Origin of the sequence: Rugamonas aquatica, assembly GCF_009380215.1 — a bacterium.
In the GTDB taxonomy this organism is placed as follows: Bacteria; Pseudomonadota; Gammaproteobacteria; order Burkholderiales; family Burkholderiaceae_D; genus Rugamonas; species Rugamonas aquatica_B.
In genome coordinates, this window is the sequence record NZ_WHUG01000005.1 from 1 (window position 1) to 21,295 (window position 21,295).

Annotated in this window: 18 protein-coding genes; 8 read left to right on the top strand and 10 right to left on the bottom strand. The window is 64.0% G+C overall.

Annotated features, from left to right (window positions below; genetic code table 11):
- Window positions 1-342 precede the first annotated feature (342 nt).
- The 4 genes from GEV02_RS13995 to GEV02_RS14010 all read left to right on the top strand — a co-directional run bounded on the left by GEV02_RS13995 (window position 343) and on the right by GEV02_RS14010 (window position 4,771).
- The gene (locus GEV02_RS13995; protein ID WP_152838567.1) at window positions 343-1,278 is read left to right on the top strand and encodes a DMT family transporter; all 936 of its coding nucleotides are present in this window, start codon (window positions 343-345) and stop codon (window positions 1,276-1,278) included.
- Between the two features lie 106 nt (window positions 1,279-1,384).
- On the top strand, window positions 1,385-1,846 hold the full coding sequence (locus GEV02_RS14000) for a RidA family protein (RefSeq protein WP_008450109.1): 462 nt from the start codon (window positions 1,385-1,387) through the stop codon (window positions 1,844-1,846).
- Window positions 1,847-1,947: 101 nt separating this feature from the next.
- Window positions 1,948-3,141 carry an aminotransferase-like domain-containing protein gene (locus tag GEV02_RS14005; protein WP_152838568.1) on the top strand — a complete coding sequence of 398 codons (1,194 nt, stop codon included), beginning with the start codon at window positions 1,948-1,950 and terminating at the stop codon, window positions 3,139-3,141.
- 265 nt (window positions 3,142-3,406) lie between these two features.
- Window positions 3,407-4,771, top strand: a complete 1,365-nt coding sequence (locus GEV02_RS14010; protein ID WP_152838569.1) for a diguanylate cyclase domain-containing protein — start codon at window positions 3,407-3,409, stop codon at window positions 4,769-4,771.
- A 9-nt stretch (window positions 4,772-4,780) separates the two neighbouring features.
- Here the strand turns inward: GEV02_RS14010 and GEV02_RS14015 are convergent, their stop codons facing one another.
- The gene (locus GEV02_RS14015; protein WP_152838570.1) at window positions 4,781-5,734 is read right to left on the bottom strand and encodes a hypothetical protein; all 954 of its coding nucleotides are present in this window, start codon (window positions 5,732-5,734) and stop codon (window positions 4,781-4,783) included.
- A 165-nt stretch (window positions 5,735-5,899) separates the two neighbouring features.
- On the opposite strand from GEV02_RS14015, the gene GEV02_RS14020 reads away from it, so the two are divergent.
- Window positions 5,900-9,280: a DUF4214 domain-containing protein gene (locus tag GEV02_RS14020; protein WP_152838572.1), complete on the top strand. Its 3,381-nt coding sequence runs from the start codon at window positions 5,900-5,902 to the stop codon at window positions 9,278-9,280.
- Between the two features lie 15 nt (window positions 9,281-9,295).
- Here GEV02_RS14020 and GEV02_RS14025 read toward each other — a convergent pair whose 3' ends face one another.
- From GEV02_RS14025 to GEV02_RS14040, 4 genes are all read right to left on the bottom strand, one after another.
- Entirely contained in the window at window positions 9,296-10,528 is a 1,233-nt protein-coding gene (locus GEV02_RS14025; protein ID WP_152838574.1) for a hypothetical protein, read from the bottom strand.
- Between the two features lie 89 nt (window positions 10,529-10,617).
- Complete coding sequence (locus GEV02_RS14030) at window positions 10,618-12,180, bottom strand: FGGY-family carbohydrate kinase (RefSeq protein ID WP_152838576.1); 1,563 nt, start codon at window positions 12,178-12,180, stop codon at window positions 10,618-10,620.
- A 31-nt stretch (window positions 12,181-12,211) separates the two neighbouring features.
- Entirely contained in the window at window positions 12,212-13,825 is a 1,614-nt protein-coding gene (locus GEV02_RS14035) for a glycerol-3-phosphate dehydrogenase/oxidase (protein ID WP_152838578.1), read from the bottom strand.
- Complete coding sequence (locus GEV02_RS14040; RefSeq protein ID WP_152838580.1) at window positions 13,822-15,414, bottom strand: FAD-binding oxidoreductase; 1,593 nt, start codon at window positions 15,412-15,414, stop codon at window positions 13,822-13,824. Before GEV02_RS14040 ends, GEV02_RS14035 begins: the two co-directional genes overlap by 4 nt.
- A gap of 122 nt (window positions 15,415-15,536) precedes the next feature.
- Here GEV02_RS14040 and GEV02_RS14045 point away from each other — a divergent pair, with 122 nt between their 5' ends.
- Window positions 15,537-16,556 carry an AraC family transcriptional regulator gene (locus tag GEV02_RS14045; protein WP_152838581.1) on the top strand — a complete coding sequence of 340 codons (1,020 nt, stop codon included), beginning with the start codon at window positions 15,537-15,539 and terminating at the stop codon, window positions 16,554-16,556.
- On the opposite strand, the gene GEV02_RS14050 is transcribed toward GEV02_RS14045, so the two are convergent.
- From GEV02_RS14050 to GEV02_RS14060, 3 genes are read right to left on the bottom strand one after another with little or no spacing between them, the layout of a single operon-like run.
- Window positions 16,553-16,993, bottom strand: a complete 441-nt coding sequence (locus GEV02_RS14050) for a hypothetical protein (protein WP_152838583.1) — start codon at window positions 16,991-16,993, stop codon at window positions 16,553-16,555. The genes GEV02_RS14045 and GEV02_RS14050 overlap by 4 nt on opposite strands.
- Before the next feature lie 18 nt (window positions 16,994-17,011).
- On the bottom strand, window positions 17,012-17,536 hold the full coding sequence (locus tag GEV02_RS14055; protein ID WP_008450128.1) for an SRPBCC family protein: 525 nt from the start codon (window positions 17,534-17,536) through the stop codon (window positions 17,012-17,014).
- Window positions 17,537-17,585: 49 nt separating this feature from the next.
- Complete coding sequence (locus GEV02_RS14060; RefSeq protein WP_152838585.1) at window positions 17,586-19,019, bottom strand: cytochrome P450; 1,434 nt, start codon at window positions 19,017-19,019, stop codon at window positions 17,586-17,588.
- A gap of 80 nt (window positions 19,020-19,099) precedes the next feature.
- On the opposite strand from GEV02_RS14060, the gene GEV02_RS14065 reads away from it, so the two are divergent.
- Both GEV02_RS14065 and GEV02_RS14070 read left to right on the top strand, forming a co-directional pair.
- Entirely contained in the window at window positions 19,100-19,492 is a 393-nt protein-coding gene (locus GEV02_RS14065; protein ID WP_152838587.1) for a VOC family protein, read from the top strand.
- A 16-nt stretch (window positions 19,493-19,508) separates the two neighbouring features.
- Window positions 19,509-19,901, top strand: a complete 393-nt coding sequence (locus GEV02_RS14070; RefSeq protein ID WP_152838589.1) for a hypothetical protein — start codon at window positions 19,509-19,511, stop codon at window positions 19,899-19,901.
- 19 nt (window positions 19,902-19,920) lie between these two features.
- Here the strand turns inward: GEV02_RS14070 and GEV02_RS14075 are convergent, their stop codons facing one another.
- Complete coding sequence (locus tag GEV02_RS14075) at window positions 19,921-21,027, bottom strand: alpha/beta fold hydrolase (RefSeq protein WP_174999110.1); 1,107 nt, start codon at window positions 21,025-21,027, stop codon at window positions 19,921-19,923.
- 28 nt (window positions 21,028-21,055) lie between these two features.
- Window positions 21,056-21,256 (bottom strand): hypothetical protein, encoded by a 201-nt coding sequence (locus GEV02_RS14080; protein ID WP_008450136.1) that lies wholly within the window; start codon window positions 21,254-21,256, stop codon window positions 21,056-21,058.
- Between the last annotated feature and the right edge of the window lie 39 nt (window positions 21,257-21,295).

The following is a 21,295-nucleotide window of genomic DNA, read 5'->3' on the forward strand; positions in this document are numbered from 1 at the left end:
GCCCGGCCGGAGGCCGCGACCGAAGCCGCAGCCGCCTTGGCCGCCGAACGCGCCTCGGCCGCCGCCAGCGCATCGGCCACCGCCTCCGCCGCAGCCGACGCGGCGGCGCCCAAAAGTGAAGTGCGCGTACGTGTATTGGTCATTTTACCGTCACAGTATGAGAAATTATGTGCCGAAGTGTACTGGCACTGTACTGGTTTTGTCACGTAGCATACACCCATACCGCTTATAACCATATTTATAACGCCACCGGAGACCCGCATGACCCACAGCGCCCCGCCGCCCGCCGCCCCAGCGCCGTCATTCCCGCGAAAGCGGGAATCCATGCTGAGCGTGCGTTCTATGGATTCCCGCCTGCGCGGGAACGACCGTCCCGGCCTGAGCGACGAAACCACCGGCATGCTGCTAGGCCTGATCGCCGTCGCCATCTTCAGCCTCACGCTGCCGTTCACCCGCCTGGCCGTGGGCGGCGGCAGCAGCGGCGCCGGCATGTCGCCCACCTTCGTCGCCCTCGCCCGCGCCCTGGTGGCCGCCGTGCTGGCCGGCGGCTGGCTGGCCTGGAAGCGCGCCCCGCTGCCGCCGCGCTCCGCCCTGCTGCCACTTGCCATGGTCGCCATCGGCTGCATCATCGGCTTCCCCTGGCTGACCTCCATCGCCATGCGCAGCCTGCCCGCCGCCCACGGCGCCGTGCTGGTCGGCATCCTGCCATTGGCCACCGCCGTCTTCGGCGCCGTGCTGGCCGGCGAAAAACCCTCGTCCGGCTTCTGGCTGATGGCCAGTATCGGCTCCGCGCTGGTGGTGGGATTTGCGCTGCGCCAGAGCGGCGGCAGCCTGCACTGGGCCGACCTGGCGATCTTCCTGGCCGTGCTGCTGGCCGCCATGGGCTACGCCGCCGGCGGCCGCCTGTCGCAAACCCTGGGCGGCCAGCACACCATCTGCTGGGCGCTGGTGCTGTCCGCGCCGGTGCTGCTGCCGCTGGTGGCCTGGCTGTGCCGCGCCGAAGGCGCCCAATTGGCCGCCGCCAGCCCCGCCGCCTGGGGCGGCTTCGCCTACGTCTCCGTCTGCTCGATGTTCATCGGATTCTTCTTCTGGTACCGCGGCATGGCGCTGGGCGGCGTGGCGCGGGTCGGCCAGGTGCAGCTGGTCCAGCCCTTCCTGTCGCTGCTCGGCGCCGCCGTGATTTTGGGCGAGGCGCTGGAATGGCCTACTGTCATTTTTGCAATTGCCGTCATCGCCGTGGTGGGTGCGGGCCGCAAAATGCAGGTGAAACGCGGCTAAAACCGTAGACTATCTTGATTTTGCACCGATTGTGGGCAGGCCCTGCCGCTGACGTACAATATCGGTCTTAGCCTAATGCATTCCCACTTACTTTTTGGATAACCACATGTCTGTCTACGAAAAACTGAAAGCGCTCGATATCACCCTGGCCGCACCAGCCACCCCGGCTGCCGCCTACGTCATGTACGCCCAAACCGGCAACCTGGTGTTTCTGTCGGGTCATATCGCCAAGCGCGCCGACGGCAGCGTGTGGGTCGGCCAGCTGGGCAAGAACATCGACACCGCCGAAGGCAAGGCCGCCGCGCGCGCCATCGCCATCGATCTGATGGGCACCCTGCAAGCGGCCGTCGGCGGCGACCTGACCCGCGTCAAACGCATCGTCAAAGTCATGAGCCTGGTGAACTCCACGGCCGAATTCACCGAACAACACCTCGTCACCAACGGTGCTTCCGAACTGCTGGGCGAAGTCTTCGGCGAAGCCGGCAAGCACGCCCGTTCGGCCTTTGGTGTCGCCCAGATCCCGCTTGGCGCCTGCGTCGAAATCGAACTGATCGCGGAAGTCGCGTAAGCGGGCGGCCCCTTACCCGGAGCCGTTCCTTTTATAAAAGCACGCCACAAGCGAGCTTGTTGAACAGCCGGCAGCGCCGGCACACATCTAGTGAGACATGTATGAAAATCGAAAACCCGAATCCGATCCAGTGGCGCTTCTCCGAACGCGCCGACCAGCTGCAATCGTCCTTCATCCGCGAAATCCTGAAGATCACGCAGCAGCCTGAGATCATCTCCTTCGCCGGCGGCCTGCCATCGCCGCTGACCTTCCCGGTCGACGAAATGAAAGCCGCCTTCGACAAGGTGCTGCACGATTCCGGCAAAGTCGCCCTGCAATACGGCCCGACCGACGGCTACCTGCCGCTGCGCCAGTGGATCGCCGATTCGCTGTCGACCAACGGCGCCAAGATCGTGCCGGAACAGGTGCTGATGACCTCCGGTTCCCAGCAAGCGCTGGACCTGCTGGGCAAAGTGCTGATCGACGAAGGCAGCCGCGTGCTGGTCGAGACCCCGTCCTACCTGGGCGCGCTGCAAGCGTTCTCGGTCTACCGTCCTGAATTCAAATCGGTCGACACCGACGAACACGGCCTGGTGCCATCGTCGCTGGACAAAGTCGCCGCCGGCGCCCGCCTGCTGTACGCGCTGCCGAACTTCCAGAACCCGACCGGCCGCACCCTGTCCGTCGAGCGCCGCCTGGAACTGGTGGAGACCTGCGCCCGCCTCGGCCTGCCGCTGATCGAAGATGATCCATACGGCGCCCTGAGCTACAAAGGCGATCCGCTGCCGAAGATGGTCGCGATGAACCCGGACGGCGTGATCTACATGGGTTCCTTCTCCAAAGTGCTGACCCCTGGCATCCGCCTGGGCTACGTGGTTGCCCCGCTGCCGCTGGTGCGCCGCCTGGAGCTGGCCAAGCAAGCCGCCGACCTGCACACCTCGCAGCTGACCCAGATGGTCGTGCACGAAGTGATCAAAGACGGCTTCCTGGGCCGCCACATCCCGAAAATCCGCGCCCTGTACGGCGACCAGTGCCAGGTCATGCTGGACGCAATGGCCCAGCACTTCCCGGCCGGCGTCGAATGGACCAAGCCGGAAGGCGGCATGTTCATCTGGGTCACGCTGCCTAAGCACATCGACGCCATGAAACTGCTGGACGAAGCCATCGCCCAGAAGGTCGCCTTCGTACCGGGTTCGCCGTTCTACGCCAACGAGCCGGAAACCAACACGCTGCGCCTGTCCTTCGTCACCGTGGCGCCGGACCGCATCCGTACCGGCATCGAGATCCTGGGCAAGCTGATCGCCGCCAAGATCTAAGTCATCGCACCTCGTGGGCGGCGCCCGCCGCCCACATTCCCCTGCCGCAAATACAACACTGCCGCCGCGACTTTATCACCAAAAGTCACGGAAACCGGTCAAAGCCGTAACATCCCATCAACATTAAGTAAGCCAATAGCATGCTGGCGTGGCATGCTTGCCAATTCCGAAGCAATCCTCGAAAAACAGCGGATTTTTTTTCACCCGGCGCGGGGCCGACGCGTTATGATTTGAACGGATAGTCACTTTCAGATCAGGCCAGCCTTTGTTCAACCCAGTCCCAAATCCCATCATTGCCACGCGGCGCGATGCCGCGATACTCATAGTGGACGACGCGCCGGAGAACCTGAGCGCACTGCGCAAGCTGATGGTCCAGCAAGGCTACCAAACCTTTGTCGCCACCTCCGGCGAACGGGCGCTGAAGATCGCCCGCCGCGTCCATCCCGACCTGATCCTGCTCGACGTCATGATGCCCGGCATGGACGGCTTCGAAACCTGTCGCCAGCTCAAGAGCCACGTCGCCACCCAGGGCATCCCGGTGATCTTCATGAGCGCCCGCACCGAGACCGAGGATGTGGTGGCCGGCTTCGACATCGGCGCCGTCGACTACATCGGCAAGCCGCTGCGCATGGCCGAAGTGTGCGCCCGCGTGCGTACGCAGCTGCACATCCGCAGCAAGAGCGAGACCCAGGAAGAACAGGCCGAGCGCCTGCGCACCATCGTCAACAACATGGCCGAAGGACTGCTGATTATCGAAGCGGACGGCCGCATCCAGTTCACCAACCCGGCCTGCGACAAATACCTGGGCTACCAGGAAAACGAACTGGCCGGCCGCGCCATCTCGGAGCTGCTCAATCCCCTGGTGGCGCAGGAATACCTGGACTACTTCGAACGCTACGCCGCCGCGCCGGAGACGGCGCACAGCCACGGCACGCGCGAAGTCATCATCCGCCACCGCAATGGCAGCTCGGTGTGCATGGACTTGACGCTGACGCCGATGTATCTGCGCCAGCCGCTGTTCATCGGCCTGCTGCACGATATCACCCACCACAAGCAATCGGAAGACGCGCTGCAGCGCGCCGCGATGGTCGACCCGCTGACCAAGATCGCCAACCGCCGCCACTTCGACACCTTCCTGGAAAAGGAATGGCAGCGCGCCATGCGCAGCGGCCTGCCCCTGTCGCTGGTGGTGCTGGACGTCGACCACTTCAAGCTGTACAACGACACGCTGGGCCACCCGGCCGGCGACGCCTGTTTGCAGCAGGTGGCGCAGGCCATCGCCTCGCACGCGCTGCGCCCGACCGACCTGGCGGCGCGCTACGGCGGCGAGGAATTCGTGCTGCTGTTCGCCGAAACCGACGGCGACTCCGCCTACCTGCTGGCCGAATCGATACGCGCGCACGTGGAGTCGCTGCAGATTCCGCACCCGCGCTCGACCACCTCGGCGTGGCTGACGGTAAGCATAGGGGTGGCGACGATCAAGCCGCACCAGCTGGACAACACCGAATCGCTGTTCGTCGCCGCCGACCGCGCCATGTACGTGGCCAAGGAAGGCGGCCGCAATCAGGTGCAAGCCACCCAGACCGGCAGCGCCGCGATGGAAGCGGTCAAGGCGCTGGTGATGCGCTGATGTCTTGAATTATTGGGCGTTGTCGGCACGCAGCCGCTGCACGAAAACCTGTGCGGACTCGCGTAGCGCCGGCCTGGCGTCGCCTTTCGGACGGACCATCGAACTGATGACGATGGCGACACGCCCGTTCACGTTGAGCATCTCCGTGTAGGCCCCGCCAGCGTTTTCAGGAAGATAGGCGCACACTCTGTCCGCCTCGTCGCACGCCAGTTTGGCCGCGCCCAGTTCGGCGGCGAAGCGCTTCTTGATGGCCGCAAACTCTTTCACGTGGACGGGGATGGCTCCGGAGCGCACATCGTCAAGCACAAGCACCATCTGGGCCGGACCTGGTTGATCGACGGTGGTCCCGGCCGGAACAAACGCGCCGATAAACAGACTGGTATTGACGGCCGGGTGCAGGCGCTGGTCGGTATTGGGGTCAAGCAGCAATGGTTGCCACCCGGGCGGCAAGGTCATCGCCAGCGAGCTGGCTGGCGCATTTCCGATTCTGAGTTTGCTGTCGCCGCGCGGCGCGCAATCCGCTGCTTGAGCAAGCCCCTTCGGCCGCACACGCATGGAAACCGACTTCACACTGCGCGGCTGTTTGCCCGCAGCCGCCTTGGCGCCGGCATCCGCGAACTCCCGGTCGAACAGCAGCCACTGGTCTTCGATCCGATAGCGGACTTCCGATGGCGCCCCCTTGGCTTCCCGGCTTACCGGATCGAGCGGCGTCACGCGCAGCGTGTCCGCGCCAATCCGCTGATAGGCCGACAAGGTCTCCGTCAGACCCGACGCGGCATGACAGCGCGAACGAACGAATTGCGCATCGTATTCGGCCACGCAATCGCGGTTCTGGTCATTGAAAGACTGGTCGGCAAGCGTCACATGCACCTGCTGGCTGCGCCAACAGCCCAACAACGCGTCGTCGGCGTTGGCGGCAAAATGCGACAGCAGGAACACACCCGCAACCAGAGATTTCATCATGCAGAACTCCTGTCGTCTCGCGGCAGGCAAGCCTACCGGCGTGAAATGTTATCTAATTCACAGTATGACACGAAGCTTGCCGGGCGCCATGTGACAATTGAATAGTATTTCCAATTGGAAATATTGCTATCATGCCGCACCGCCCACCCACTGCCCCGATTCCGCATGACCGACGACTACCGCTCCGACACCAGCACCACTGGCCTACTCACCGCCGGCGGCTCCGTCACCGGGAATTTCGAAACAATCTCCGATCAGGACTGGTTCAAAATCTCGCTCCAAGCCGGGACCACCTACCTGTTCAAGATGACCGGCGCCCCCGATGGCGGCGGCACCATGTACGGCTATTCCCACGCGTTACTGGAGTTGGTGAATCAGGCGGGAAGCACGCAAATCATGCAGGATGTCGGCCTCTACGGACGCGCGCCGCTCAAGCAGTACACCGCCACGGTCAGCGGCACTTACTATCTTCAGGCCAGCGCCCCGCTGGTCGTCGGCAGCTACACCTTGTCGGCCACGTTGCCGGCGGCCGACGACTATCCAGCCGGCATCACCACCAACGGCGTCCTCGGCGTCGGCGCGCCAGTCCACGGTGCGTTCGAACAGGCCAATGATGTCGACTGGTTCAAATTCCACGCCGAAGCCGGCCAGCATTACAAGATCGCCGCCAAGAGGGATGGCGACCCCGGCCTGGCCAAGGTGACGGTCTACGACACCAGCGGCAATAAGGTCGCCGACAACGTCCATGCCGAGGCTTTTGAACCGGCCAGCGGCGGCGACTATTACCTGGCGCTGCGCGCCTCCGGCGTCGGCGCCTATACCGCCACGGTGCAGGTGCTGACCGACGACTACAGCGCCAACGACAGCGCGCCCGGACAACTCACGGCGGGCAGCTCGGCCAGCGGCGTGCTGCAATACAGCCGCGACATCGACCGTTTCAAACTCGATATGGTCGAGGGGCAGTTCTACACGATCGGGCTCAAGAAATCCACGGCGCCGGTCTTTAACAACTTCATGAGCCTGGACCTGCTGGGCCCGGCCCCGGCCGGCGGCGCCAGCGCAACCTATGCCCATGCGGACAGCAGCGGCACGCCCCTCTCCATCACGGTCAAGGCCGCTGCCACGGGCACCTACTGGGTCGATGTCACCGGCAGCCTCGACAACAGCCCCGACCCTGGCGCCTATACGCTGACAGCCAGCGCAAGCCCGGACGATTACGCCGACAACCGGGACAGCGCGACGGCGCTGGCGGTGGGCGGCGTCATGAGCGGCACGCTGCAGTCCGGGTCTGATACCGACGTGGTGAAGTTGACGCTGACGGCCGGCATCACCTATGCGTTCGCGATGCCACAGAACCAGGCTGCCGATGTGCGCGTCCTGTTCTATGGGCCAGATGGCAGCGTCATCCATGACAGCAAAGACAGCGACGCCTCGTTCGGCTACACGCCGGTCAGCAGCGGCGCCTACTATCTCTGGGTGGGTGGCCGCTATGACCGCGGCATTTATACGCCAACCGACACCCGCTATACCATCACGACCGCCCAGGTCGGCAACGACGTCAGCGCGAATGCCGACACCACGGCCAGGCTGGCTGCAGACGGCAGCTACCATGGAACGCTGAGCCAGAGCGGCGGCGACCGCGACTGGGTAGAGCTCGACATGACGGCCGGCACCACCTACGTAATCAACCTCGACGGCCAGCACTACACGAAGTTAAGCATCAAGGACGCGACGGGAAAACAACTGGCCCTGTCGACGCCCCAGACCGACGGGCTCCCCGCCAAGACGCTGTACTACACGCCCACCGCCAGCGGCAGCTATTACATAGAAGTGGCGGCAAGCTACGCCGACGCCGGTCAACCCTACCAGCTGCGCATGAGCAGCTTCGTCGACGACTACGGCAACGATACGGCCCATGCCGGCAAGCTGGCCTACGGCGCCACCGTCAACGGCGCCTTGGAGATCGCAAACGATGTGGACGTGTTCAAGATCACGCTGAACGCGGACGAAGCGTTTTCCATTGCGTTCAACTCGCCACAACTGAGCGGCGGTTCCACGCAACGCGCCAATGGCCCCATGCTGCAAATCGTCGACAGCGCGGGCAAGGCGCTGCTGCCCTTCGGCGGCGCCGAGGCCCGGCAAGACTCACTCCAGAGGTTTATGTCCCTGGGCTCTGGCGACTACTACGTCAAGGTCGTCAATGCCGGCGCCGCAGCCGCGCCAGCCAGCTACACGCTGACTCCAACGCTGGAATATCCCGGCGACGACATCGGCAGCGGGCTGGATTATGCCAACACACTGGCCATCGGCCAGCTGGTGGCGAGTGCGATCGACCGCAGGTTCGATGTGGATACGTTCAAGGTCCACGTCAACGGCAGCGGCGTGCTCAGTGTAGACCTGGGCGCGGCCGCCGGCACGGTCAAGCTGACAGTGATCGACAACAAAGGCTCGTCGGTGCAGCCCAGCCAGAGCACCGACTATGGCAGCCACACGGTGATCAGCTACGCCGCGCGCGCCGCCGGCGACTATCACCTGATCCTGACCACCCCGTGGGAAAAGCCAGTGCCAGCTGATTACTCGCTGCTGGCCACCTTCGCTTCGGACGACATCACCGCCCCGCTGATGAAGGGCGCGTCCATCGCCAACGGCGCCACCGGCGTCGCGCTGCATGCCAAGCTCACGCTGACGTTCAACGAAGCCGTGGCGGTCGGCACCGGCCTGGCGCTGATCGACGACCACGGCGTGGCCGTCACCGCGCCCGGCGGCGCGGCGCTGTTCAGCGCCAGCGGCAACACGCTGCAGCTCAACCCGCAAGTCCTGCTGCATCCCGGCACGACCTACACGCTGGCGCTGCCGCAGGGCAGCGTGCTCGACATGGTTGGCAACCGCTATGTCGAACATGCCTGCTACAACTACCACTTCACCACGGTGAAGCCGACCGAGACCGGCAGCAGCGGCAACGACCTGCTCGCCGGCAACGCAACCGGCAAGCACATCGATGGCGGCGCCGGCATCGATACGGTGTACTACGACGACAGCAACGGCCCGCTGGACATCACGCTCAAGCAAGGCCAGGCGACCGTCTCGCTGCATGGCGCCGACACCGGCGACACGCTGACCGGCGTCGAACGGCTGCTGTTCCCCGATCATGCGCTGGCGCTCGATATCAACGGCCATGGCGGCCAGGCCTACCGGCTATACCAGGCCGCGTTCAACCGCGCACCGGACCTCGACGGCCTCGGTTACTGGATCAAGACGCTGGACGACGGCTACTCGCTGGACAAGGTTGCGGGCAATTTCCTCATCAGCAAGGAGTTCAAGCAGCAGTATGGCGAGAACCTCAACGATCACGACTTCCTCACCAACCTGTACAGCAACATCCTCCACCGCGCGCCGGACCCGGACGGCTTCGCATACTGGATGAATACCCTGCACAATGGTTTCGACCGCGCCATCGTGCTGAGCGGCTTCAGCGAGAGCGCCGAGAATCAGGCGGCGCTGCTGCCGCTCATCGGCCAGGGCTTCCCCTACACCGTCACAGCATGACGGCGCGACGGCAAACTACGCGCCGGACTTGCCGCGCCCAGTCTCACCGGCCTTCGCCGCCGTAATCTGACCGACAGCCGATTCAAGCTGTTCAAGCTCTCCCGCCGGAAAATTCCTTTTCTCGTCCGGATATATCTTGATGAATTCATCGTCGAGAAAATGCACAGACGCGGGCGCATCGTCGCCCTTCGTCCGGTCTTGTTTCAGCGAGAACGCATAGATCAGCTTTTTATCCACCCACATCGCGTCGATATAATTCGCTCGCAGGGAGTCAGACCGGCGGGCAAAGATCTTGTTGCCTCGGCTACGGACAAAATACGTATGCCAGTCATCCCCTCGGTCGCTGACCCTGATCTCGTAGCAACTATCTTGATCGCTGGCGGGATCCGGAGTGACGCTGGCGCGTTCGATTTTTTTGAACAGCGGCTTTTTCGCCAGGGCGCGCCCGAGCGGCTCGCTTTCTCTCAAGCCGCAATTTTCCGGCCCCATTTCCATGTGCCCGGCGGTCATTGCCGCCATCACAAAGTGGCCGTTGCGGTCGATGAATCCCACCGGCTTGTTATCCGGATCCTCATATTTTTTCTGCCGCAGCTCCGCCAGCGCCCGATGCAGACGCTCGCCATCGGGCAAATACGGGATCACGGTGGCCTCCCCTTCGATGTCAAACGTGCCGGGACTTGTGCGGATCAGCGCGTTCTTGGCGACGTCGGTGTGCCGCACAAAACCTGCCGCATGGGCCGCCCCACCGGTGGACTGAGCCAAGGTAAAATTCCGGCCATTGACGCTGAAATCGCCATATTGCGTGTCGTCGCCATTCTTCCGGTCGACATAGCGATACTTGTTATCGAACACCGCGAAGCTGTCCAGCCGGTACGCTCCCGGTCCGTCGATCGCCACGTCAAACGGAAAGGAAACCTCGCCACGTTCACGGTCGACGTAGCCGGTCGGGTAGGCCGCCCTGGCCTCGACGAAGACGCTGCAGGGATGGACGTGCAAAATAATTCCGTTACATGACTTTTCCCGGGACACCCCTTTGTCGTCAGGCCGGCTCGCGCTGTACGACAGGATGACCGACATGTATTGCAAATCGTCCGGCGGCGCGCCCTGGAAACTGAGAACGATCACTGGCTTGCCCTTGGGCAGATCCTTCACATCCTTGGCGTGCGGATACCTGTCATAGATGTCGCCGATCACAAACACGGCCAACGCGAACAGCAAGACGCCGCCGAGTATCTTTTTTTTCTTCATGCGCTATTTGAACCAGGCGAAGAACGTGGATTTGCGCATTGTATGGAAACTTAAACATTATCGAAAATGCATTATGCCATAGTGTGCCGTCACAGCTGTTCCGGATAGCCCGTGATGTCCGCGATCTCCTGATACATCGGCTGCAATTGCTTGTACATGTTCAGGTACACGCGCCGATACAGCTTGTCGTAAATCTGCCGGTTCGCCGCGACAGGCTGGAACACCCGGCCCGGCCGCGTCATCGCGCGGGTCGCGCTGTCGAAGTCCTTGTGCAGGCCCAGCCCCGCCGCGATCGCAATCGCCGCGCCCAGTCCCGAGGTCTCGTACACATGCGCGCGCGCCGCCGGCAGGCCGAAGATATCGGCAGTCAGCTGCATCGCCGCGTCGCTCTGCGAACCGCCGCCGGCCACGCGCAACTCCGTCACCGGCACGCCGCTGCGCTTCTCGATGCGCTCCTTGCCCTCGCGTAGCGCGTAGGCCAGGCCCTCAAGGATCGCCCGGTACATATGGGCGCGCGTGTGCACATCGCCGAAACCGATCATCGCCCCCTTGGCCTCCGGCCCCGGGGTCCTGATGCCCGGGCTCCAGTAAGGCTGCAACATCAGGCCCATCGACCCGGGCGGCACCTCGTTCACCAGCAGATCGAACATCGCCTCCGGCGCCATGCCCTGCTGCGCGCCGGCCATCTGTTCGAAGTGTCCGAACTGCTCCTTGAACCAGTTCACCATCCAGTAGCCCCGGAAGATCTGCACCTCAGTGCTATAGGCGCCGGGAATGGCCGCCGGATAAGGCGGTATCAACGGCGTCACTTCGACATATTTTTTGGTGGTGGTGTTGATGGTCGCCGTGGTGCCGTAACTCAGGCAGGCGATGTGCGGCTCCAGCGCGCCCGCGCCGATCACCTCGCAGGCCTTGTCGGCGGCGGCGGCCACCAGCGGCGTGCCTTCCGGGATACCGGTCGCCTCGGCGGCGGCGGCGGTGATCGCACCAATCACCGTGCCCGGCTCCACCAGCTCCGGCAGCATCTCCTTGCGGATAGCCAGCGCCTCCCACTTCCAGTCGCGCGCGCCGGCCCATTTGTGGCGCTTGTAATCGAACGGCAGGTAGGCCACCTGCGAGCCGATCGAATCGACATGCCGCCCGCACAAACGGAAATTGAGAAAGCCCGACAGCAGCAGATACTTGTCGGTCCTGGCCCAGATATCCGGCTGATGCTCGGCGATCCAGTTGATCTCCGCCTCGCGCCGGAAGTACTCGATGGTGCCGGACACGCGCGCCAGCTTGAACGCCGTTCGCCACAGGAAGCTCAAAGGCTTCTGCTTGCCCACGCGCCGCTGGTCCAGCCAGGTGATCGCCGGCCGCAGCACCTTGCCGTCGCGGTCCAGGTTGACCACCGTGCCGCGCTGCGTCGTCACCGCCACGCCCTTGATGGCGGAACGCGGAATATCGGTGGAAGCCCACAGCTGCTGGCACGCCTGGCCGACCGCCTTCCAATAACCGTCGGCGTCATGTTCCGCCCAACCGGGATGATCGGAGAAGTAGGCCTGCAAATGCACCTGCGCCTTGGCGGCCAGGTTGCCGTTCAAATCGAACAGCAATGCGCGCACGCTCTGAGTGCCGTTGTCGATGGAAAGAAGGTATTGGTCGGCCATGTCGCTCTAGTCTCGTAATGTATGCCCGTACTTATGCGGGCAGACTGTAATGGGTATTCCATAATGCCAGATAGGCTGCCTGCTCGGCATCCCATCGCTCGTCGCTCCAGCCCAGCTCCGGCTGACAGATGGCGCGTATGCGGCCGAGGATATCCACGCCACCGCCGCGCAGCTGGATGCCGAGACGGCTGCGGCGCAGCATCAAGTCCTCCAGCTTTTGCACCGACTCGCAGCGCGCCGCCCAGCGCAGCTGCGCCCAGATGGTTTCCGTCCCCGCGATCAGCGCCAGTTCGCCCGGCTGCGCAGCGGCGATCAGCGCCTGCGTCAGCGCACCGTAGCGGCCTTGCAGACGCCGCGCCTGCCCCGCCGGCAAATGGCGCTGATAAGGCAGACCACGCGCCGCTGCCGCCGCGCCGAACACCGGCTGCGGCTCCAGCCTGTCGCGCCACTCCGGCAGCAGCGTCGCCGCCAGTTTGAGCGCATCGAGCGCGATCACGCGGAACGTGGTCAGCTTCCCGCCTGTCACCGTCAGCAATCCGTCCTCCAGCCACAGCGCGTGGTCGCGTCCTTCCTTCGACGGATCGGCCTTGCCACTGTCGATCACGGGACGCACGCCGGCATAACTGGCGATCACGTCCCGCTCCTGCAAGCCTAGCTGCGGGAACTGGTCATGCAGGGCCGCCATCAGATAGTCGACTTCGGCCCGCGTAATGGCGGCCTCCCGCGACAGATCGTCCTTGTGGTCCACATCCGTCGTCCCCACCAGCGTCACGCCCTCCCACGGGAAGGCGAACACCGGCCGGCCATCCAGCGGATGCATCAAACTGATCGCCTGCGCCAGCGGCAAGCGCCAGGCAGGCAGCACCAGATGGCTGCCGCGCAAAGGCCGCAATCGAGGCTTGGCCGCAGCAGCCTTGCCAGACGCACCACCTTGCGTACGCAGGCCATCGGCCCACGCGCCGGTCGCGCTGATGACCAGCTTCGCCCGCACCTCGTGCACCGCGCCGCTGACGCCATCACGCAGCCGCACGCCGCGCACGCCGCCGCCATCCACCCGCAGCAGCGACTCCGCCGCCATGTAATTGACGGCCATGCCGCCAAGCTGCTGCGCCTCCTGCAACACGCGCATGACCAGCCGCGCATCGTCGGTCTTGGCATCGGTGTAGACCATGCCCCCCTTTAGCCCAGCAGCCGACACATTCGGCGCCAGCGCCCCGAACTCGTTCAATCCAAAGTAATGCCGCCCCTTCTGCCCCGCCATCCGGTCGTAGATCGCCAACCCAAGCAGGAACATGCGCTTGCCGGGCTTGCGCCCTTCGTAATCGCCGAACGCAAAACTCTGCGGCTCCACCAGCCCGGCAGCATGCTGCAGCAGATGCTGCCGCTCGTGCACCGATTCACGCGTCAGCGCAAACTGGCCTTCCTTCAGATAGCGCAAGCCGCCATGCACCAGCTTCGAAGAGCGGCTCGACGTGCCCCACGCGAAATCGCGCTGCTCCACCAGCAAAGCCTTCAGCCCGCGCCGCGACGCCTCCAGCAATATCCCCGCGCCGGTGATACCGCCGCCGATCACGATCACATCCCACTCGCGCGCCAGCAGATCCGTCAACGCGGAGCGCCCGCCATTGCGCCAGTGCGCCGTCATGGCAGCAGCTTCCCGGGATTCATGGTCTGCTGCGGATCGAAGTGGTTGAACAAGGCCTGCATCGCCGACAAGCCCAACTCACCCTTCTCCGCCACCAGATACGGCGCATGGTCGCTGCCCACGCCGTGCTGATGGCTGATGGTGCCGCCGTTTTCGACGATCGCCATGCTCACCGCATGCTTGAGCGTGCGCCAGCGTGCCAGATTCTGCTCATAATCGCCGGCCAGCCGGTACACAAAGGTCGAATAAACGCTGGCGCCCTGCGCATACAGGTGCGACAGGTGCGTGTAGGCGTGCACCTTCTCGCCGTGCTGCGCCAGCGCATCCGCTGCCGCTGCCTCCACCGCCTGCATCATCGTGCCGACGCGCGGCCAGTCCACCGCCGTCTCCACTGTATCGATCGCATAGCCGTGCTGCCAGGCCGCGTTGCGCAGGTAGACATTGCGGAAGCGGTTCTGCTTCCACTTGTCGCCCATCTTGCGGCCGATATGCACGCCACCGTGCGGCGCCGCCAGCACCAGCGCATCCCGCAACGCAGCCCTGGCGGCGGCCTTGCGTCCGCTCACGCCTATCATCAGCATGCACTTGCCGTCCTTGCAGCCGCGCCAGGACAGATAACGCTCCAGCGCCGAGATCAATTTCTTGTGGCCGGCCAGCGCCAGCATGGTGGTGGTCTCCAATGGATTCGACAAGCGCAGCATCGACAGCGACAATCCCGCCTGCACCACCTGCCGCACCGCCGTCTCCGCCGCGTCCCAGCTCGGGAAGAACACCGCATGAAACGCTTCGTACTCCGGCAGCGGCGTCACGCGCACGGTGGCCTCGGTCAGGATGCCCAGTCGTCCTTCGGAGCCAAGCACCACCTCGCGCAGGTCCGTGCCCGCCGCCGACGCCGGGAAGGTCGGGATATCCAGCGTGCCGGCCGGCGTCTCCACCTTGCCGCCTCTGAACATCTGCTCGATGCGCCCATAGCGCAGCGATTGCTGGCCGGACGAACGCGTCACCACCCAGCCGCCCAGCGTCGAATACTCGAACGACTGCGGGAAGTGGCCCAGCGTGTAGCCGCGCGCGCGCAGCTGCGCCTCCAGGTCCGGCCCGAACACGCCGGCGCCGAAGGTCGCCAGCTGCGATTCGGTATCGAGGTAATGCAGCTGGCGCAAGCGCGTCAGGTTCACCGACAACACCGGCTGCGCACCGGCCGGCGCGGTCAAATGCCCGGCCACGCTGGTGCCGCCACCCTGCGGTATCAGCGCCACGCCGAACTGCTGCGCATAATCGATCAGCGCCCGCACCTGCTCAGGGCTTTCCGGATACGCCACGCCGTCCGGCGCCGTGCCGATCACGCCGTAGCGCAGACGCAGCCAATCCGGCAGGCTCTGGCCTAGCGCACTGCGCAGCCGAACCTCGGCCGAGGTGTCCACCAGCGCATGCGGCGGCAGCCGCGAAGGCGCGATCTGCGCGCAAGCCTGTTCGAACGCCGCATCCGCCACCGGCAAGCCCTTGCCGATGCGTTGCGCCAGAAAGCCCAGCGCATCGTCATTCAGCGCAAACTCTATCGTATCGTCACCCCAACCGTTCCAGCGTCTCATTGTTTTCCTGTCTGCGTAGCGGAGCGCTTGCTATACTGGCGCGCACCGAGTTTCAATGACAACAGAATAAGATAACGAACCTACCTGGTATTGCGCTTTCATGACATCCGCCTTGTTCGATCATGCCAAGCCCGCACGCTGACCTGTCGCGCCGCGTGGCCGGCTCCTATCTCCAGCCCCTGCTCGAAGCGGCAGCGGCGCGCGGCGTCACGGCTGCGGCGCTGGAGCACGCGGCCGGCATGCCCGCCGGCGCCCTGCAACCCCTGCCCGACTCGCTGCGCGCCGACGACTACGTGCGCCTGCTCGACATCGCCGCCCGGCTGGCCGACGATCCGCATTTCGGCCTGCACGTGGGCGAACGCGTCAAACTGGGCACCTACAGCGTCTACGGCCTGATTTTGCTGAGCTGCCGCGACTTCGGCCAGGCCTTCGAACAGACCATGCGCTACGAGCAGCTGGCGCACGACCTGGGTCGCTCGGCCTTAATCGTGGCGGACGGCGTGGCCCACTACACCTGGCACAGCAACTACGGCCCGGCGCAGCGCCACCTGGCCGACAGCGTCTTCGCCGGCATCCGCGTGTTCGGCAACTGGCTGGCCGGCGTCACGCTGCCCGCCGCGCAGCTCACACTGACCCACGACGGCGGCTCCCCCGCAGACCGCGACGAATACGTGCGCGTGCTGGGCGCCATGCCCGCCTTCGACGCGACGGCCAACGTCGCCAGCTTCGACGCCGCGCTGCTGGCCTACCCGGTGCCGAACGCCGACGTCAGCCTCTACCCGGTGCTGCAGCAGCACGCCGAACAACTGCTGCGCCAGCGCGCACAACCCGACAACGCCATCACCCAGCAGGTGCATGCCGCCATCGTCCGCAACCTCGCACACGGCCAGGTGCGGCTCGCGTCCATCGCTGAAGAATTGAAACTGTCGCCGCGCACGCTGCAACGCAAGTTGAGCGAGGCCGGCGCGACCTTCCAGCAGATACTGGACCAGGCCCGCTTCGCGCTGGCCAAGGACTATCTGCGCCAGCCGGAACTGAGCCTGGTGGATATCGCCTTCCTGCTGGGCTATCAGGAACAGAGCGCGTTCAATCACGCGTTCAAGGAATGGGCCGGCGTCAACCCCGGCGCCTATCGTGCCTAGATCGCGTTGCCCTTGACCCGGATGAAAGGCCCCAGACATTTGTCGGTACGCCGCTCCACGCACATCAGGAACATGTCGCCGCTGGGATGGAACAGCAGATAGGTGGTGGATGAGTGCCCCACCTCGCTCACATCGCCGAGGCAATCGCGCTTGCCGTTATCCTTGACGATGGTGTCGACCTCCTTGTAGAAGCCGTCCTTGTCCGGCTGGTCGCTGATGGAGAAGGTGGACTCGGCCACCTCCTCATTGCTGAACACCAGCGTGGTGCCGTCGCTGCGGATGCGGTAGGTCTCGCTGCACGAGCCATCGGGCATCGTGATCCGCCAGGTGCCGACAACGGGATGTCCCTGCCGCACCGGAGGCGAAGCGCCGGCAGTCGCCATCAACACCGCCGGCATCGCCAGCACCGCCACCGCCCGTCTCAGACGCAAGTTCATGGCTCACCTCCGCATATGCTATTTCTCGGCCACCGCCTTCATATTGGCCAGGCCGGCCTCGAAGTCCTTGCCTATCATGCTGTCCATGCTTACCACGAGGCCCATCAGCTTGGTCATGAACTCGCTGGGGCCGGACATGGTCCAGCTCACGGTGGTGATGTCGCCCTTGGTCTCCAGCGCGAACACGGTCTGGCAATGCGATTCGAACGGCTTCAGGAAATCGAGCTTGATATCGACCTTGGCCGGCGTCAGGCCGGTGATCTCCATGCGGCCGGCGCCGACCTTGTCGTCACCTTCCCATGCGTAGACCGCGCCCTGGTCCTTGGGCGCGCCGCTGAAGGTGCGCTTCATGGCGGGGTCCAGCTTCTCCCACGGCGACCACGAAGTCCAGTTGTGGAAGTCGCTGATCAGCGGCAGGATCTTCTCCGCCGGCGCCTTGATGGCGATGGTGCGCTGCACGCGATAACTGTCCGGCTGCATGGCGGCCAGGCCCAACACGATCAAAACCAGAACGACGACACCAATGGCGATCTTCTTCAGCATGATTTTTCCCTTTTTTTAAGATGCGGATGGACGCTGCGCACCTAGCCTATCATGTTTTTTTAGTCAGTCGCACCGGCAATGCGCTTGGCGTCATCGTGAAGGTGAAACGCTCCTCGACCGGCGCCGCGCCTGGCACGCGCTCGATCACGAAATTCTTGACCAGCATAGACATCGCCATCTTGATCTCGGCCATCGCCAGATAACGGCCGGGGCAGAAACGCGGCCCGCCGCCAAAGGGGAACAGCTTGCGCGCCGGGTCGTCGCCGCTGCCGTTGGCGCCCTCCAGCCAGCGCTCCGGCCGGAAGCGTTCCGGCTGCGCCAGTTCGCAATCCCGTTCGGAGGCCAGGCGCAGCAACAGAAAGATCACCGTCCCCTTCGGCACTGACAGGCCGCCGACCACCGCATCCTCGTTCGGCTGCGCCGCCATGATGGGCGCCACCGGCTTCAGGCGCATGGCCTCGCGCGTGGCGGCGTCGATATACTTCAGATGCTCCAGGTGGTGGTAGTCGTCCAGCACGGCCTTGGCGCCCAGGACTTGTTCGGTCTCCGCCGCCATGCTGTGCGCGGCCTGCGGATGGGTCGACAGAAAATCGATCAGCCAGGCGGTCGTATTCGAGGTCGTATCCTCACCCGCGAACACCATCGTGATCGCATTGCCGACCACCGCCTCATCGGTCAGGCCGGAATCCGGCTCGTCGCGGGCGACGATCAAGGCCTCCAGCATGTTGGAAGGCTTCTGCCGCAGCGCCGGATTGCGCTCGATGCGCTTGCGGGCCTCGGCGATGAAGCCGAAGATGGCGCGCTGGATGCGCTCCGCGGCCGCAATCGCCTCGTGGTCGTCGGCCCGCCGGAGCACCGACACGCGCCAGTAAGCGAACGGCGATGTCAGGCGCTTGGCCACCAGCTTGAAGAGGAATTCGATATCGCGCTGCAGCGGATGTTCTTCCAGCTCCAGCGTGTTGATGTCCTGCCCCATCGCCAGGCCGATGGTCACGTCCAGCGTATAGGCCTTCAGGTCGCGCAGCACGTCGACCGGCTGGCCGGCGGCGATGGCGTTTTCCCAGCGCAGGCGCAGGCGTTCGGTCAGCGCGGTCAGCGTGGGGAAAAAGTTATGGATCACTTCCGGCGTCAGAGCGCGCATCACCAGTTTGCGCTGGCGGCGCCAATCCTCGCCCTCCGCCGTGAACAGGCCACGCGTGCCGACCTCGTTGAGCGCATCGGCGGTGCGGCTGGAGCGGCGCATCGCGTCGGGCCGGTCGCGCAGCAGGCTGGCGATCAGCTCACGATCGGACGTGACGACGATCTCCTTGCGCAGCACGCGGAAACGGTACATGGGACCGAACTCGCGCCCCCACCCTTCCAGCACCTGATGCAAAGGCTTGCGATTGATATCGCGGACATTCCCCATCAACAGCTGCGCTTTCGGCGCGGGCAAATCGGCAATGCGGCGCAGCGGTGGCGGCGCGACGGACGTCAGTTCCATGGTGTTCCCCCATTTGATTAGTCTCCGGGTACACTATACCCCGAAATGTTGACGATCTGCTCACTCAACCGGGGAAACCGATGCTATCGCATATCTACATTGGAACCAACGACTTCGAACCGGCATTCGCCTTCTACAACGCCGTCATGACAGAGCTGGGGACTCGCCTGCGCTTCAACGACGCATCCAAGCCGTGGGCTGGCTGGCAGCCGGCCGAAGGCGCTCGGCCCTTGTTCATCATCGGCAAACCATACGACGGCCAGCCGGCCGCCAGCGGCAACGGCCAGATGACGGCCTTCATGGCGCCGACCCGCGAGGCGGTCGACCGGGCCCACGCCGCCGCGCTGGCGAACGGAGGCCGCTGCGAAGGGGCGCCCGCTTTGCGTCCGCACTACCACGCCAACTACTACGGCGCCTACCTGCGCGACCCGGAGGGGAACAAAATCTGCGTGGTCTGTCACGACGCAGTATAAGGAACCGCCCTACAGCATGAGCATCACAAACTACGAAGGACTGCGCGTGGTCTTGCGACCCGGCCCGCTGCCGAATACCTACGAATTCGTCGTCGAGAATAACGGGGACTTGTTATTGTGGGATGTACAGTTGGACGTCTACCCGCTGCAGGGACCCGGCGCGTTCGGGTTGGACGACACGCATATGCATGCAGTCCCCGAACATCAACGCACAGCGACGATCGACTCTCTTGCCCCGGGCGCCTCGGTCTGCATAGCGCAGGAAACCTGGATCAATCGGGCCAGCTTTAAAGTGACGGCAAAACGCAAGCTACTAAGCGGCACGTTCTCGACATCACAAGGTGGAGCGCCGCGATGGGGGCTGCGGGCCGATTTCGTCATCGCCCCGCCGATTTTGCGCGATCGCTGAAAGCGCCTCGCCAGCTTCTTTAACGACTCGCAGGAATCGCCAAAGGCCGCACATACTCCAGCAAGCTAGTGAGCGTTTTCCCCGGCTCCTCCCACGGAATCATGTGCGCCGAGCGTTCGAACCAGACTCCCTTTTTATAGGGTGCATCCACCTGCTCCAGCCAGGCAGCGGTGGGGGCCGAAGGCGTCGTGTAGTCGTGGCGCCCCATGAACATCACCACCGGAATTGGAAACTTGTGCACCTGCTTGTAGTCGACCTGGAGGAATTCGGGCAGTATCCGGTCCAGCGTGAACAGACTGCCCTGATCGACCGCCTGCGCTGACTTGCAGTCATATTCAGGCGACAGCAAAGGCGCGTCGAAATAGTACTTCGCGCCGCCATCGCGATACGCACTCAGGCCACCATAGAATTGCGGCCACTTCCTGGCGATGATGATGCGCTCCCGCGTGATCGGCGTGTTGCCCGGATACGGCGCAATGGAATTGAGCTCCGCGATCGCTTCCGCATTGTTATGCGCGCGGGCCTGATCCAATCCGTACTGAAAACTGAGCCGCTCGTTGTCGGGCGTGTTGATCACCTGGCCAATGCCGACGTAGGCATAGAACAGGTCGGGCCGCACAAGCGCAGCCTTCATGCCGATGACAGTTCCCCAGCTGTGCCCCATCAGGATCACCTTGTTCTTGCCGTAACGCTGGCGTATGAACTCGGCGACCTCAATGGCATCCTTGACGTAGCGGTCGATGTGGATGCTGTCGCTGATCTCTCCGGGCTTGGCCTCCAGATAAGTCTTGCCTGCTCCACGCTGATCCCAATTGACCACCGTGAAATACTCCTCGATCGGCCGCTGGAACTCCCAGATGCTCGGCGTCAGCGGCGCCGCAGGGCCGCCGTGCAGGAACAGGATAATGGGATTGGACCTGTCCTGCCCGCGCACGTTGAGCCACTGCTTGATGCCGCCGATGGTCGTCGTGTACGACTCATCGACGCCGCCCGGCGCCACGATGCGCTGAAGGTCGCGTACAACCGCCCTCGCCTGCTCATAAGACTTCCCGGCTGGGCACTCCTCGGCGTTGACCTGAGGGTAAAGCGTAACAAGGAACAGTAAGACAGCTGCGTATATTCTCATCGTGACAGTTCCAGCAAAAGACAATGTATCAGGCCAGCGCTTCCTTCGCGGCTTCTTCGGGCGTCAAGCCCTCATAGAACTGGTCGGTGAACCACTCGACCTGCTCTTCGATATGCTCCTGCGCTTCTTCCTGCGTGGCGCCGCCCTTGACCAGGAAGCCCTCCACTTCGATACACCAGTTGATCAATTCCAGGGTTTCCGGATCCAGCTCTTCTTTTTTCTTTGCCATGATTTACCTCTACATCGGTGAGTACAAGCCGCCAGTGTA